General features: G+C 66.3%; 12 protein-coding genes. 6 read left to right on the forward strand and 6 right to left on the reverse strand.

The window, feature by feature from the left end; all coding sequences use genetic code 11:
* Genes VSX79_RS02545 through VSX79_RS02555 form a run of 3 tightly spaced genes read right to left on the reverse strand, consistent with a single transcriptional unit; the run spans position 1 to position 2,470 of the window.
* The gene (locus tag VSX79_RS02545) at positions 1-729 is read right to left on the reverse strand and encodes a serine acetyltransferase (protein ID WP_326914332.1); all 729 of its coding nucleotides are present in this window, start codon (positions 727-729) and stop codon (positions 1-3) included.
* Entirely contained in the window at positions 729-1,292 is a 564-nt protein-coding gene (locus VSX79_RS02550) for a polysaccharide biosynthesis/export family protein (protein ID WP_326914333.1), read from the reverse strand. The genes VSX79_RS02545 and VSX79_RS02550 overlap by 1 nt, the downstream gene beginning before the upstream one ends.
* Complete coding sequence (locus tag VSX79_RS02555; protein ID WP_326914334.1) at positions 1,289-2,470, reverse strand: glycosyltransferase; 1,182 nt, start codon at positions 2,468-2,470, stop codon at positions 1,289-1,291. The genes VSX79_RS02550 and VSX79_RS02555 overlap by 4 nt, the downstream gene beginning before the upstream one ends.
* A gap of 186 nt (positions 2,471-2,656) precedes the next feature.
* Between VSX79_RS02555 and VSX79_RS02560 the strand changes: the two genes are divergently transcribed.
* Entirely contained in the window at positions 2,657-3,817 is a 1,161-nt protein-coding gene (locus VSX79_RS02560; protein WP_326914335.1) for an acyltransferase family protein, read from the forward strand.
* A gap of 45 nt (positions 3,818-3,862) precedes the next feature.
* On the forward strand, positions 3,863-4,144 hold the full coding sequence (locus VSX79_RS02565) for a hypothetical protein (protein ID WP_179499555.1): 282 nt from the start codon (positions 3,863-3,865) through the stop codon (positions 4,142-4,144).
* Here the strand turns inward: VSX79_RS02565 and VSX79_RS02570 are convergent.
* From VSX79_RS02570 to VSX79_RS02580, 3 genes are read right to left on the reverse strand one after another with little or no spacing between them, the layout of a single operon-like run.
* A complete protein-coding gene (locus VSX79_RS02570) occupies positions 4,141-5,331 on the reverse strand; it encodes a glycosyltransferase family 4 protein (RefSeq protein WP_326914336.1) in 1,191 nt (396 codons plus the stop codon). The genes VSX79_RS02565 and VSX79_RS02570 overlap by 4 nt on opposite strands.
* A gap of 36 nt (positions 5,332-5,367) precedes the next feature.
* Positions 5,368-6,381, reverse strand: coding sequence for an NAD-dependent epimerase/dehydratase family protein (locus VSX79_RS02575; RefSeq protein ID WP_179499553.1), 1,014 nt, complete (start codon positions 6,379-6,381; stop codon positions 5,368-5,370).
* Positions 6,378-7,730 carry a UDP-glucose dehydrogenase family protein gene (locus VSX79_RS02580; RefSeq protein WP_179499552.1) on the reverse strand — a complete coding sequence of 451 codons (1,353 nt, stop codon included), beginning with the start codon at positions 7,728-7,730 and terminating at the stop codon, positions 6,378-6,380. Before VSX79_RS02580 ends, VSX79_RS02575 begins: the two co-directional genes overlap by 4 nt.
* Before the next feature lie 312 nt (positions 7,731-8,042).
* Here VSX79_RS02580 and VSX79_RS02585 point away from each other — a divergent pair, with 312 nt between their 5' ends.
* The 4 genes from VSX79_RS02585 to VSX79_RS02600 all read left to right on the forward strand — a co-directional run bounded on the left by VSX79_RS02585 (position 8,043) and on the right by VSX79_RS02600 (position 13,509).
* Positions 8,043-9,311: an aldehyde dehydrogenase family protein gene (locus VSX79_RS02585; RefSeq protein ID WP_326914337.1), complete on the forward strand. Its 1,269-nt coding sequence runs from the start codon at positions 8,043-8,045 to the stop codon at positions 9,309-9,311.
* 77 nt (positions 9,312-9,388) lie between these two features.
* Entirely contained in the window at positions 9,389-10,318 is a 930-nt protein-coding gene (locus tag VSX79_RS02590; RefSeq protein WP_179499550.1) for a hypothetical protein, read from the forward strand.
* A 154-nt stretch (positions 10,319-10,472) separates the two neighbouring features.
* On the forward strand, positions 10,473-11,330 hold the full coding sequence (locus VSX79_RS02595; RefSeq protein ID WP_326914338.1) for a UTP--glucose-1-phosphate uridylyltransferase: 858 nt from the start codon (positions 10,473-10,475) through the stop codon (positions 11,328-11,330).
* A gap of 1 nt (position 11,331) precedes the next feature.
* Positions 11,332-13,509 carry a polysaccharide biosynthesis tyrosine autokinase gene (locus tag VSX79_RS02600; protein ID WP_179499548.1) on the forward strand — a complete coding sequence of 726 codons (2,178 nt, stop codon included), beginning with the start codon at positions 11,332-11,334 and terminating at the stop codon, positions 13,507-13,509.
* Positions 13,510-13,515 lie beyond the last annotated feature (6 nt).

Raw genomic sequence — 13,515 nt, forward strand, 5'->3', positions numbered from 1 at the left:
TCAGCCCGGCATCGCGCCGCGCGACCCGTGCAGCGCGCCCTCGCAGGCGGCGAGCAGTTCGGGCGGGGCAAGACGGTTGACATAGCCGCCGGATCCTTGATCCGAGAGCAGCTTTGCCGGGATGCCGCCGACCACGCCGCGTTCGGGCACGTCCCTGGTCACGACCGCATTGGCGCCGATGGCCGCCTCGGCACCAACATGGATGCCGCCGATCACCTTGGCGCCCGATCCTAAAAAGGTCCGGTCGCCGATCACCGGCGCACCGCGTCGGCCGCCGCGGTTCATATAGCCGAGCACGACGCCGTGGGTGATGTTGACATTGCTGCCGAGCACCGCGTCGCCGTGGAAATAAAAGCCGCCGAAGCGGTTGAGGAACAGGCCCGGCCCGATCTCCATATATTCGGGGATCGCAAAGCCATATTTGTAGCGCGCGCGCAGCAGCAACCACTTGGCGAAGGGGTAGAGGCCGAACGCCTTGGCGGGTTTCAGTTTGAGCCAGCCGGTCGTGCGCATCAGCACCGTATATTTATACCCCGGCGTAAAGGCATAATGCTTCGCGAAGGCGCCGAAGCCGACGCGGCCGGCATAGCGATAGAGGTCGGCGGCGAGCAGCGCCTTGAGTTTCGCGAAGCTGACCGGGCAACCGCGCAGATGCGGTTTGCCGGTGTCGTCGGGGACGGGCTCCTCAATTGCCGGAGCGGGGGCAAGCGATGCGCTGGTCATGTCCATCAGAAATAACGCTCGCCGAAACGGATCGTGTCGCCGGGAAGCACCGGGAAATCGGCGGTCATCGGATATTCCTGCTCGCCGGCTTCGCCCGCGCGTTTCAGGAATACGCGCTTTTCATTGGCGCGATAGGTGAAGCCGTCGGCCTTGGCGACGGCGCCGCGGATGGTCAGGCCCTGCGTATAGGGATATTCGCCCGGCTTGTTCACTTCGCCGAGCACATAGACGGGCCGGAAGCTGGCGACCTGGACCGAGACTTTCGGCTCGAGCAGATAGCCGTTGCCGAGCTTCGCCTCGATCTCCCTCGACAGCTCGTCGGTCTGGAGCCCGGCGGCCTTGACCTCGCCGATCAGCGGAAAGGCGACCGTTCCGGCGGGCGACACTTCGAAATCGCCGGTCAGCGTCTCCTCGCCATAGGTCGCGATCTTGATCTTGTCGCCGGGCGAGAGGCGGAAGGCTTCGGCGGGCGGCGGCGCGGCGCCGCTGCCGGCGAGCGGCGACTGCCCGGCGCACCCGCCAAGCACCGCGAGCATGCCCGCCAATGCGATCTGCATATGCCATTTCATGAAGTTACTCCCGGACTCGATGCTGCAATGTTTTTGAATTCGGCCTCGGCAGGCGGCACCGCGAGCGCCGCCTCGATCCGTGCCCAATAATTGGCGGCGGCCTGCTCGACGCCGTAAGCGAGCGAGCGTTCGCGCGCGCGCCTGCCGCATTCGCTGCGGCGCGGCTCGGCGAGCACCCGGCGCAAGGCGGCTGCGAAGGCTGGTACGTCATCGGTCGGGACCAACGCGCCGGCATCGACATCGATCCCGCTCGGGATGGCGTCGCGCGGCCGGTCGGCCAGAATCTCCGACGGGCCGGAGGCGCAATTGGTGGCGACGACGGGAACGCCGCAAGCCATCGCCTCGACCAGCCCGTTCGGGAATCCCTCGGCATTGGAAGGCATCGCATAGGCCTGCGCGCGCGCGACCACGGCGAAGGGGTTGGCGACGAAGCCGGGCATGTCGACCCGGTCCGCGATGCCGAGCGACGTGGCAAGCGCCTCCAGCGCGCCGCGTTCGGGCCCTTCGCCGAGGATGACGAGGCGCTCTGGCGGCGCGGCTTCGGCATAAGCGCGCAGCAGCAGCGGGAAATTCTTGTTGGGAACGAGTCGCCCCGCTGCGACAATATAGCGGCCGGCAGGGATGAAGGCGGGCGGCTCGGCTGCAAGGTCAGCGATGCGTTGATGGTCGACCGGATTGGCGATCGCCGACATGCGGCCGCGCGCGACGCCGAAATGGACGGCAAGATCGTCGACGACGCCGTCGGACACGGCGACGACATGCGTCGCGCGCGGATAGACGAGGCGCACCATCGCCTTGGCGGCGACTGCGTTGCCAAGATGGGCGCTCGTGTTGACCCGTTCGCTGATCAGCCATGGCCGCCGGCGCCCCGCCATCGCCCAGGCATTGGCGATATTGGCGCGGGTCAGGAAGCTCAGCGTCGCATCGGGCAGGATCCGCCGGGTCAGCGCGCGCAACTGGGTCAGGCTGGGCAGCAATTTATGCCGGGCATCCAGTTGGTGAAGCTCGACCCATTCGGGCACGTCATAGGCGCGCGGTTCGTCGTCGAGCAGCGCGAGGTGGATGTCGTAGCGCGCCCGCCACGGCTCCGACCCGCCGAGCAGGGTCGCGAGCACGCGCTCGGCGCCGCCGCCCGCGAGCGAGTTGATCGCGAACAAGATCCGCTTTTGATGCAGCATGATTCCTCGTTGGAGTGGGGGGCGGGAAATTCGCTTCGGAAGAACCCTTACCACGCCGATTTGTTGCAGTGCACACAGGCGCGCCCGCTTCATCGCCTGCGGGAGGCAACTGGCCGATTCGAGCGGGTTTTGCGGGTCGATATGTCTATCATCGGCACCATCGATGAACGTTCGCGGAGATATGTAATGGACATTCGGCGGGTCGAGTGTCTGGACGGCTTGCGCGGCGTTGCGGCGCTGTGGGTGGTGCTCGGTCACATGATGATCCTCACCGGTTTCCGGTTGCCGCTGATGAGCAAGCCCGACCTTGGCGTCGATCTGTTCATCCTGCTCTCGGGCTTCCTGATGATGTTCCAGTACCGGCTGCGCGCGGGGCGCGAGGACTGGACGGCGCCCGCCACATGGGGCGCTTTCTGGACGCGGCGCTTTTTCCGGCTGGCGCCGCTTTTCTATGTGACACTCGCCGCCGCGCTGATCGCCGGACCGGCAATCTATGCCGACAGGGTGGCGATCGACGGCTTCCTCGGCCAGTCGCTGCAACCGTCCGAACGCTATCTCGACGGAAGCCTCGCCAATATCGTCCTGCATCTGACCTTCCTGTTCGGCTTTTTGCCCGATTACGCCTTCCGTACGCCGCTGCCCGACTGGAGCCTCGGGCTCGAGATGCAATTCTACCTGCTCTTTCCCTTCCTCGTGCTGCTCGGGCGGCGGTTCGGCTGGTTGACGTCGGCCTTTATCGCGGCGGGCGGCGGGGTGGCCGTCGCGCTGCTCGCCGCCGCGGCGGGCCTCGACTATCCGATGCCATCCTTCCTGCCGTTGAAGCTCCAGCTCTTTTTGAGCGGCATGCTGCTTGCCGCCGGTGCGGACGAGAGCCGCCCGCGGCTCTGGCTGCGCCTCGGTGCCGCGATGCTGCTCGCCGCGATCCCGATCGGGGGCGACCAGGACCTGCTCCATTTCGCGGTCCGCGAGTTGCTGGTGTTCGGTTTCTTTGCGCTGGTCCATTTGCGCTCGCTCGGGGTGATCGACTGGATTTCGCGGCTCCTCGGCAGCCGGCCCTTCCATTGGCTGGGCGAGCTTTCCTATGGCGCCTACCTGATCCACCTGTTGATACTTCAGCCCGTTGCGGCCGCGGTGATCGGGCAATTCGGCACCGGTCTGGGAGCGATCGGCCGTTTTGCGTTGACCGGTGCGATCGTTATCCCGGCAACCTATGTCCTTGCCTTTGTGACCTACAGGTTGGTCGAGCTGCCCGGCCAGCGGCTCGGCAAGGCGGTCATCAAGCGGGCTGTCGGACGCGGCACGCCCCGCGCGCACCAGACCGTTCCCGAAAAGATCGCCGCGCCATGAACGCTCGATCTGCCGCGCCATCCAGATACCGATGGAGATGATCCGATGGACCGACGAACCTTGCTGACGTCGATTGCCGGCGCGGCAACCGCGAGTGCCTGCACCCGGCGCGACGATGCCGACGCCGGGGACAATCATGCAGGCCGCCCGACGCTGGCGATCGATTCGGAGGCGCCGGGCCGCTGGCGCATCCGCAGCTGGCAATGGCGCGCGAACGCGTGGCGGCCGCAGATCGCCCGGGCACGGCTGACCAACGGGAAAATCCAAATCAGCGGCGCGATCGACGCGGCGGACCGGGCGGCGGTGATCGCCCGGCTGCGCGCCTAGGTCCTCACCGTTCCGGGTGTGGCGGAGGGGCGCCGGACCGGGCGGCGCGGTGCAAGCGCCGTGCGATAGACTTCGAGCGTTTCGGCCGCGGCGCGGTCCCAGCTGAAGCGCCCGCGAACGGCGTCGCGATCGACCTGGAAGTCGGCGCCGTCGGCGTTCAGGCGCGCGGTGAGTTCCCCGACGTCTCCGACCCGGAAATAATTTACGGGATCGAGCCCGATGTCGAGATTGGCCGGGATGTCGCTGAGCAGCATCCGCGCGCCGCAGCTCGCCGCCTCCAGCGCCGCGATCGGCAACCCCTCATGATAGGATGGCATGACGAACAGCGCGCAATGTTCGTAGAGGCATTTGAGCGTCGCGCGCGATTGGACGCCAGCAAAAATCACTCGGTCGCTGGCGCGCGCGAGAAGCTCGCGGGCATATTCGCTTTCATGGTCGGCCGAGCCGGCGATCACCAGCTTGGCAGTGCTGTCCGACCGTTCATGGGCGTCGATCAGGTCGTGCAGGCCCTTTTCGGGGACGAGGCGGGCAACGGCGAGGAGGAAATCATCGCCCGCGAGCCCCAGCCGTTCGAGGATGAGCGCGGGGTCGGCATCGTCCGGCAGGTCGGACGTGCCGTTCGGGATATAGGAAATCGCCGTCGCCCGCTTCGGAAAGTTGTGGCGCAGCTGTTCGGCGAGCGACGGTGAGACGGCGATGACGCGGTCCGCGAAAGTGAGCGCAAGCCACTCACCGGCACGCAGCGCGCCGCGCGCGAGAAGGCCCCATTTGGCGCGATGATAGTCGGTGCCGTGGTGCGTCACGACGACCTTGAGGCCGAGCAGCCGCGCGACTGGTGCGAGCAGCCCGGGGCCGATGGCGTGGATGTGGATTAGCCGGGCGCCGCGCTTGCGGGCGGACAGGACCGAAAGGAAGGTCGATACGACCGCCTCGAAATGCTGCGAGCGCGGGCAGGGGATGCCGATAATCTCGACGCCGCGATGCTCGCCCTGCCGTTCGGGCAGATAGGGCGCACGGCCCAGAACCACCGAGCGGTGGTCGGGCCACAGCGTCTTGATCCGCGGCAGCAGCTCCTCGCAATGACTTTCGATCCCGCCCATGACGTGCGGGAAGCCGCGGAGGCCCGTTACACAGATGACGGGCGATCGCGCAGGATCGCCAGATGGCACACTCGTCCGTTGCAGCATAATAAACTCCAATCGCGCCCAGCCGGATTATCCGGCTCAGGCCACCGCTGCCATCGGCCCTCTTCCACCATTTTCTATTTCATTGAGATACCAGTCGACGAACCGCTCGATCCCGCGTGCGAGCGGCACTTTCGGGCTGTATCCGGTAAGCGCGTTGATCGCCGAGATATCGGCATAGGTCGATGTCACGTCGCCCGGCTGCATCGGCCGCATCAACTTGACCGCCGGCCGGCCGAGCGCGCGCTCGAGCATGGATATCATGTCCATCAGCCCGACGGGATTGCAGTCGCCGATGTTGAGCAACCGATGTTCGCCGGCGGCCGGCGCCTTGTCGAGCACCCCCACGACGCCGTCGACGATATCGTCGATATAGGTGAAATCGCGCGCCATCCGGCCCTCGCCGAACACTTCGATCGGCTGGCCGAGCAAAATCTTCTGCGCGAAACCATAATAGGCCATGTCGGGCCGGCCCCATGGACCATAGACGGTGAAGAAGCGCAGCCCGCTGAGCGGCAGGCGATAGAGCGTCGCATAGCTCTGGCTCATGAGTTCGCAGCTACGCTTGGTCGCGGCGTAAAGCGAAACCGGTGCGGTGCAGGGTTCGTCCTCGCGGAAGCCGGTGCCGCCGATCGGACGGTCGCCATAGACCGAACTCGACGAGGCATAGACGAGATGCTCGATATGACCCGCATGGCGTGCTGCCTCGAGCACCGCGAGGTGCCCTTTGAGGTTGCTGTGCTCATAAGCGAACGGGTTTTCGAGGCTGTAGCGCACGCCTGCCTGCGCGGCGAGATGGACGATCCGGCGAATGCCGTTTGCCTCCACCAGCTCGCTGACCAGTCCGGGGCTGGCGATGTCGCCGTCGATCAGCCGGAAGCCCACATTGTCGGCCAGCCGCGCGGTGCGCGCTTTCTTCAGCGCGACATCATAATAGTCGGTGAAGCTGTCGAGGCCGATCACACGTTCGCCGCGTGCGAGGAGCCGCTCGGACACCGCATGGCCGATGAAGCCCGCGGCGCCCGTTACCAATATGGGGCTGTCGTCGGTCATGCCGCCCGCCTTTCGCTGGAGAGTCGGGTGTCGTCGTCGGTATCGCCCGGCCGGCCGATACCGACATAGCGCAGGCCCGCTTCTTCGGCCTGCGCGGGCCGATAGATGTTGCGCAGATCGACGAGCAGCGGATCGGCCATCGCCGCTTTGAGGCGGGCGAGGTCGAGTGCGCGGAAGGCGTCCCATTCGGTCACGATCACCGTTGCCGCCGCACCGTCGGCGGCGTCATAGGCCGAGGACGCATAGTCGACGTCGTTCAGCACCGCCTTCGCCGCCTCCATACCCTCGGGGTCATAGGCGCGCACCCTTGCACCGGCATCCTGCAGCGCCTGGATGATCGCGATCGAGGGCGCGTCGCGCATATCGTCGGTGTTGGGCTTGAACGTCAAACCGAGCACCGCCACGGTGCGGCCGCGGACCTGTCCCTCTATCGCTGCCAGAACCTTGCGGCCCATCGCGCGCTTGCGCTGCTCGTTCACCGCGACGGTCGCCTCGATCAACCGCAGCGGCGCGTCATGGTCCTGCGCCGTCTTCATCAGCGCGAGCGTGTCCTTGGGGAAGCAGGAGCCGCCATAGCCCGGCCCCGCGTTCAGGAATTTGGCGCCGATCCGGTTGTCGAGACCGATGCCGCGCGCGACCTCCTGCACATCGGCTCCGACCTGTTCGCACAGGTCCGCCATTTCGTTGATGTAGGTGATCTTCATCGCCAGAAAGGCGTTCGCGGCATATTTGATCAGTTCGCTGGTGCGCCGCCGGGTGAAGACGATTGGCGCCTTGTTCAGCGACAGCGGGCGATAGACCTCTTCCATCGGCGCGCGCGCGCGATCGTCCTCGATGCCGATGACGACGCGATCGGGCCGTTTGAAATCCTCGATCGCGGCGCCTTCGCGCAGGAATTCGGGGTTCGAGGCGACGGCGAATTCGGCCGCGGGATTGCACTCGCGGATGATCCGCTCGACCTCGTCGCCGGTGCCGACGGGCACGGTCGATTTGGTGACGACCACCGTGAAGCCATTGAGCGCCCCGGCGATCTCGCGCGCTGCGCCATGGACGAAGGAAAGATCGGCGTGGCCGTCGCCGCGGCGGCTGGGGGTGCCGACCGCGATGAACACAACGTCGGCGGCGCCGACTGCCTCCGAAAGCTCGGTGGCGAAGTCGAGATTGCCCGCCGCGACGTTGCGCGCGACCAGGCTGTCGAGCCCGGGCTCGTAAATGGGAATGCCGCCGGCGCGAAGGCGGGCGATCTTGTTCGCGTCCTTGTCGACGCAGGTCACATGATGGCCGAAATCGGCAAAACATGCGCCCGAAACGAGCCCGACATAGCCGGACCCGATCATTACGATACGCATTACGCGTTGCTCCCTATGTATATGAAGGCGACTTTGCTGCGCTTGCGAACAATCATCGCGGATACCCCTCGCTCGTCAACTTGCCAGCTTTGAAAAGAGGCAATTTGAAGGCGAAGCGAATGTCCCCGCGATTTCGATTCAAAATGGGGCAGGATCGCAAAAGACTCCCGGATTTGAGGCAGATAATTCGCGACTTTGCGCAAACGAAGAACTGGCGATTTGGATGCCATGCGACGAAACGCTTCGACTTGAACTTGCCACGCGTCGGCGCTGGTCTAGAAGCTGGACAGGATAAGCTGTGGGGAGGGCAGGATGCTGGAAGCGCAACGCGCGGCTTTTTTTGCCGACCTGCCGGTGTCGCTGGCGGTTCGCCGCGACCGGTTGGGGCGGGCGATGCTGATGATCGAGGAAAATGCCGACGCGCTGTGCGCTGCGCTGGCTGCCGACCAGGCGAATCAGGATGCGGCTTCGGCGAAGCGCACCGAAGTGGCGCCTGCGCTTGCGGCGCTGCATACCGCTATGGATGGCGTCGGGCGCTGGATGCGCCCCGCTGGCGATCGCGGTCTGCTCGCAAGGCTGGGTGGAGGCGGCGACTATGTGGAATATCTGCCCGTCGGAGTGATCGGAATATCGGCGCCGGCCGCGCTGCCGCTACTCCATGCGGCGGGCATCCTCGCGAGCGCGCTCGCCGCAGGCAACCGCGTGATGCTGAAATTCGACAACGCGTCGCCGCAACTGAACGAATTGGTCGGCCGGCTCGCGCCCCGCTTTTTCGACCCGCTCGAATTGGTCATCGTATCGGCCGGCGCCTTTGCCGACCTCGCCTTCGATCTGTTGGTGACGAGCAAAGAGCAGGGCGACGGCGTGACATTCGCCCGCTCGGGCAAGTCGCCCGCGATCTTCGGGCGGTCGGCCGACTTCGCCAAGGCGGCGGGCAAGGTGATTGCCCACAAACGGGTCAGGAGCGGGCGCGTGCCGCTGGCCCCCGACTATCTGCTCGTGCCTGAGGAACAGGAAGAGGCGGCCGCCGGCTGGCTGTGGCGCGCGGCGATGCAGCCGGGCGGCAAGGAAGGCGCGCTGGTGGATGCGGAACAGGGACGCGTGGCGCGGCTACTGGACGACGCGCGCGCGCGTGGCGGCGAGGTGATGACGGCGGAACCGCGGGGTGGAGGCTTGACGCTCCACATCGTCCGTCACGCCAGCGATGACATGCTGGTGATGCAGGAAGATGTCGAGGGACCGATCCTGCCGCTGCGCAACTATGCGCGGATCGAGGATGCGATCGCCGCGATCCACCGCCGCGCGCCGCCGCATGCCATCTATTATTTCGGGCGCGACGCCGCCGAGCGCCGCCATGTGGTCGACCGCACTCTGTCTTCGGCGATCGCGATCGACGGGCGGGCGCTGTTGGCGGCGAAGGCGGACGCCGGCATGACGATCAATATCGGGCCCGGCGAGGCGGGTTTTCGACGGTTCAGCCGGGCCCGGCACGTCTGCCGTCCGTCTTTCCTTGGCCTTGCTTACCGGTTCGCAGCAAAGGACAGCGGCGAACTCGCCGGGGCGGCGCCCGCGCTGCGCTGACCCCGGCCACGCCACGCCACGCCGCATCGCGGTCGCCTTCCCCGGCGCCGCCAAATTATCCTTTGGACATGGCAGACATGTCCTCCCGCCGCGCCGCGAGCGCGGTTCAGATCGCCGCAGGCGGCGAACCCGTCTATGTCGTGCGCTCGGGCGCCGTCTATCGCGACATAAATGCTCGCGATGTCGGCAATGGTCTATTCGTGATTCGCGAACCTGTCCGCGACGTGCGGATTTCGGACGTCAGGGTGGCGAGCGGTTATCGCGTGATCGAAAATACCGCGACGCCCGATCTGGCGGCGGCGGGTTGCGCCGGACTGCATGTGCGCGGAGCGCGGGCAAGCGATCTCGAGCGCAGTTTCGCCCGCATCCGCTATGACAGCCATCACGGGGTGATCGAGGATGTGAATGCCAGCGGCACGCTGGCCACGGGTGCGACAGATCTTCCCGTGGGGATCGGATTCGCCGACACCGCGCACGATTTCCGGATCGAACGTTGTGTCATGCGGGGGTTCCAATGGAAACGCCGCAACACGCAATATTGGAACGGCGATGGCTTTTCGACCGAGCGCGGCAATGCGCGTTTCCTGTTCCGCCAGTGCGCCGCCTGGGACAATAGCGACGGCGGGTTCGACCTGAAATCGACCGAGACATTGCTCGACGATTGCACCAGCGGCCGCAACGCGCGCAACTTCCGGCTATGGTCGAGCATCCGCGCGACGCGGCTCGTCAGCCTCGACCCCATCAAGATCGGCGGGATCGGCGATACCAACCATTTTTCGATCATGGCGTCGAAAGGCGCGAGCGAGCCGCTGGTGATCACTATCGAGCATCTGACGGTGAAGAGTGACCGCGGCTGGCCGATCTTCGACGTTCATAACGGACCCGCCAAGATCATCATCGGCTCGCACGATATCCAGGTGCCAAAGGGAACGCCGCTCGTGCGCTCGCGGGGCGGGGGTTCGGTGCCAGGCGGTGTGTCCTTCAAGGGCGACCCGCCCAAGCTTTGAGCCCCGGCGCAGTTTGGACACGCTTCGACGCCGGGCTCTTGCTGCAATGCAGCGTAAAGGCGCACATCGCGTCCCGTCAGCACGTGGCGATCGTGTCTGCGAATCCGAAAGCTGGTTTTGGGGGGGAACCCAGTGACCAGAAAAGGGTGGAAAGATGCGAAAGATACGCAAGGCCGTGTTCCCCATCGGCGGCCTTGGAACCCGGTTCCTTCCGGCGACCAAATCCATGCCGAAAGAGATGCTGCCGGTCGTCGACCGACCGCTGATCCAATATGCCGTCGACGAGGCGCGCGAGGCGGGCATCGAACAATTCATCTTCGTGACCAGTCGCGGCAAGAGCCTGATCGAGGACCATTTCGACCATGCCTTCGAGCTCGAAGAGGCGATGGCGCGGCGCGGCAAGTCGCTCTCGGCGCTCGACGGCACCCGCCCGTCGCCGGGCGATATCACCATCGTGCGGCAGCAGGAGCCGCTGGGGCTCGGCCATGCCGTATGGTGCGCCCGCCGCCTCGTCGGTGACGAGCCGTTCGCGGTGTTGCTCCCCGACGACCTGATGGTCGGCGAGTCCGGCTGCCTCAAGCAGATGGTCGAGGCGTATAACGACCTCGGCGGCAATCTGATCTGCACGGAGGAGGTGCCGGCCGATCAGACGAACAAATATGGCATCGTCACTCCGGGCGCTCAGGCCGGGCCGATCACCGAGGTGAAGGGACTGGTCGAAAAGCCGGCGCCGGAGGTCGCGCCGTCGCGGCTCGCGATCATCGGCCGCTATATCCTCCAGCCCGAGGTGATGGACGTGCTTGGCAGCCAGGAAGAAGGCACGGGCGGCGAGATCCAGCTCACCGACGCGCTGGCGCGGATGATCGGCCAGCAGCCCTTCCACGGTGTCACCTTCGCGGGGCAACGCTATGACTGCGGCGACAAGAGCGGTTTCGTGACCGCGACGCTCGCACTCGCGCTTGGCCGCCCCGATATTGCGCCCGCGGTGCGGGCTTTCCTGGCTGCGGCGTGATATGGATGCACTTTCAAGGCGTGTACCGCTCCGCAGGGAAGCGGACCCGCAGGTCGATCGCGGCGCGCTGATCGACCTGCGCCACGTCGGCGCGATATTGCGCCGGCGATGGATGGTGCTGTGCGCGGCGATGATCGCGGCGATCGTCGTCGCCGCGGCCGCCTATCTCGTTGCCGAGCCCCGCTATCTCGCGACCGCGCAGGTCGCGCTCGAACGGACGGCCGAGCGCGTGATCAACGTCGATTCGGTCATCCCGACCGCCGACCCCGATTCGGCGGCGGTCGATACCGAAGTGCAGGCGCTGCGCTCGCCGGAACTGATCGGGCGGGTGGTCGACCGGTTGCGGCTTGCCCGCGATCCCGCTTTCAACGAGGCGGCAACACAGGGTCCGCCTGCGACGCAGCCCGACCTGATCGGTCGCCAGCGCGCGATCGGCACGCTGCTCGGCGGCCTGACGGTGAAGCGCGACGGGCTCTCCTATGCGATCAGCGTGTCGTTCGAGGGCAATACCCCGGTCCGGGCGGCGCAGATAGCCAATGCGCTGGTCGATAATTATGTCTCAGGCCAGGCGGGTTCGAAGGCGGAGGCGACCCAGCGCGCGCGCGGATTCCTCGAAGAGCGGCTTCAGGACCTGCGCGCGCAGGTTCTCGGCGCCGAACGCGCGGTCGCGGACTATCGTGCCGCGAATAATCTTTTCACCGTGTCCGAAGCCAGCACGGTAACCCAGCAGGAACTGTCGGGCCTTTCGACGCAGCTCGCGCAGGCCAAGGCGGAAAATGCTGCGGCGCAGGCGCGGCTTTCGGCGGCCCGCACGCAATTGCGCGGCGGGCGGAGCGGCGAGGAACTCGGCGATTCGCTCGACTCTCCCGTGGTCAGCCAGCTCCGGGCCCAGCGCGCCGAGGCGGCGCGCGAGGTTGCGGCGCTCGAAAAACGCTATGGTCCGCGTCATCCCGCGCTCGTCCAGGCGCAAAACCAGCTCCGCACCGCCGATCAGCATATCGCGGCAGAAGTGCAGCGCATCGTCGCCAACGCGTCGATCCAGGCGAGTATCGCCAATCAGCGCGCGGCGTCGCTCGCCGGTTCGGTCGCGCAGACGCAGGGGAAGCTCGCGAGCGACAATGAAGCGTCGGTGCGACTGGGCGAGCTCGAACGAAACGCCGAATCGGCGCGGACGCTCTATCAGGCGTTCCTCGACCGCTATCGCCAGACGGTCGCGCAATCGGGGTTGGAGCAAAGCGATTCCTACATCGTCAGCCGCGCGCGCGTTCCGGGCGCGCCAAGCTCGCCGAACATGTTGATCTATGCCGCGATGGCGGTGGTCGGCGGGCTCGGCATCGGCGTGCTCCTTGTAGTGCTGCTGCAATTGCTCGAGCGCGGGCTAGAGACGAGCGACGCGATCGAGGAAACGCTGGGGCTGGCGACGCTCGCCTCGATCCCCGACGCGCGGACGCTTCCCGGTTATCGCAAGTCGGGCCTGCCGGCCCCGCCAGCGGAACTGCTGCTCAAGCGGCCGCAATCGACCTACGCCGAAGCGTTCCGGACCTTGCGCACCTCGATCCAGTTCGCCGAGGCGCCAAAGGCGGTCCGCGTCGTCGCGATCACCTCGGCGGTGCCGGGCGAAGGCAAGACGACCACCGCGATGGGCTTGGCCCGCGCAATGGCCGCGGCGGGCGGCAAGGTACTGCTGATCGATGCCGACGCCCGCCGGCGCGCATCGAGCCGGCAATTCGCCGAGGGCGTATCGCTGGGCCTCGACGAGGTGCTGGCGGGCGAGGCGACGTTGGAGCAGGCGATCGTCAAGGACAGCCTGTCGGACGCCTGCATTCTTCCGCAGCGGCTCGATTCGAAAGGCATCGGCTTGACGGAGAGTCCGCGACTGGCCGAACTGATCGAGCAGGTGCGCGAACGCTATGATCTTGTGATCCTCGATACGCCGCCGGTCCTGCCGGTCGACGAGGCGCGCGTGATCGCCAGCATGGCCGACGGCGTGGTATTCCTCGTGCGCTGGCGCCGGACGCCGTCGAAGGCGGCGTCGGTGGCGCTGCGGCGGCTGTACGACGTCCATGCCGAAATATTGGGCGCGGTACTCACGCTGGTCGACGTTCACGAGCAGGAGCGCGCCGGCTATGAAGATGGCGGGACCTTCCTCAAGGCGTACCGCCCCTATTATGCCGACTGACCGGGC

Origin of the sequence: Sphingopyxis chilensis (genome assembly GCF_035930445.1) — a bacterium.
Taxonomy (GTDB): domain Bacteria; phylum Pseudomonadota; class Alphaproteobacteria; order Sphingomonadales; family Sphingomonadaceae; genus Sphingopyxis; species Sphingopyxis chilensis.

Excerpts from the sequence above, each read along its gene's own strand:
- VSX79_RS02590 (WP_179499550.1), top strand. The coding sequence starts at position 9,389 with ATGTCCTCCCGCCGCGCCGCGAGCGCGGTTCAGATCGCCGCAGGCGGC.
- VSX79_RS02560 (WP_326914335.1), top strand. The coding sequence starts at position 2,657 with ATGGACATTCGGCGGGTCGAGTGTCTGGACGGCTTGCGCGGCGTTGCG.
- VSX79_RS02585 (WP_326914337.1), top strand. The coding sequence starts at position 8,043 with ATGCTGGAAGCGCAACGCGCGGCTTTTTTTGCCGACCTGCCGGTGTCG.
- VSX79_RS02570 (WP_326914336.1), bottom strand. The coding sequence starts at position 5,331 with ATGCTGCAACGGACGAGTGTGCCATCTGGCGATCCTGCGCGATCGCCC.
- VSX79_RS02595 (WP_326914338.1), top strand. The coding sequence starts at position 10,473 with ATGCGAAAGATACGCAAGGCCGTGTTCCCCATCGGCGGCCTTGGAACC.
- VSX79_RS02545 (WP_326914332.1), bottom strand. The coding sequence starts at position 729 with ATGGACATGACCAGCGCATCGCTTGCCCCCGCTCCGGCAATTGAGGAG.
- VSX79_RS02600 (WP_179499548.1), top strand. The coding sequence starts at position 11,332 with ATGGATGCACTTTCAAGGCGTGTACCGCTCCGCAGGGAAGCGGACCCG.
- VSX79_RS02565 (WP_179499555.1), top strand. The coding sequence starts at position 3,863 with ATGGACCGACGAACCTTGCTGACGTCGATTGCCGGCGCGGCAACCGCG.
- VSX79_RS02575 (WP_179499553.1), bottom strand. The coding sequence starts at position 6,381 with ATGACCGACGACAGCCCCATATTGGTAACGGGCGCCGCGGGCTTCATC.
- VSX79_RS02580 (WP_179499552.1), bottom strand. The coding sequence starts at position 7,730 with ATGCGTATCGTAATGATCGGGTCCGGCTATGTCGGGCTCGTTTCGGGC.
- VSX79_RS02550 (WP_326914333.1), bottom strand. The coding sequence starts at position 1,292 with ATGAAATGGCATATGCAGATCGCATTGGCGGGCATGCTCGCGGTGCTT.
- VSX79_RS02555 (WP_326914334.1), bottom strand. The coding sequence starts at position 2,470 with ATGCTGCATCAAAAGCGGATCTTGTTCGCGATCAACTCGCTCGCGGGC.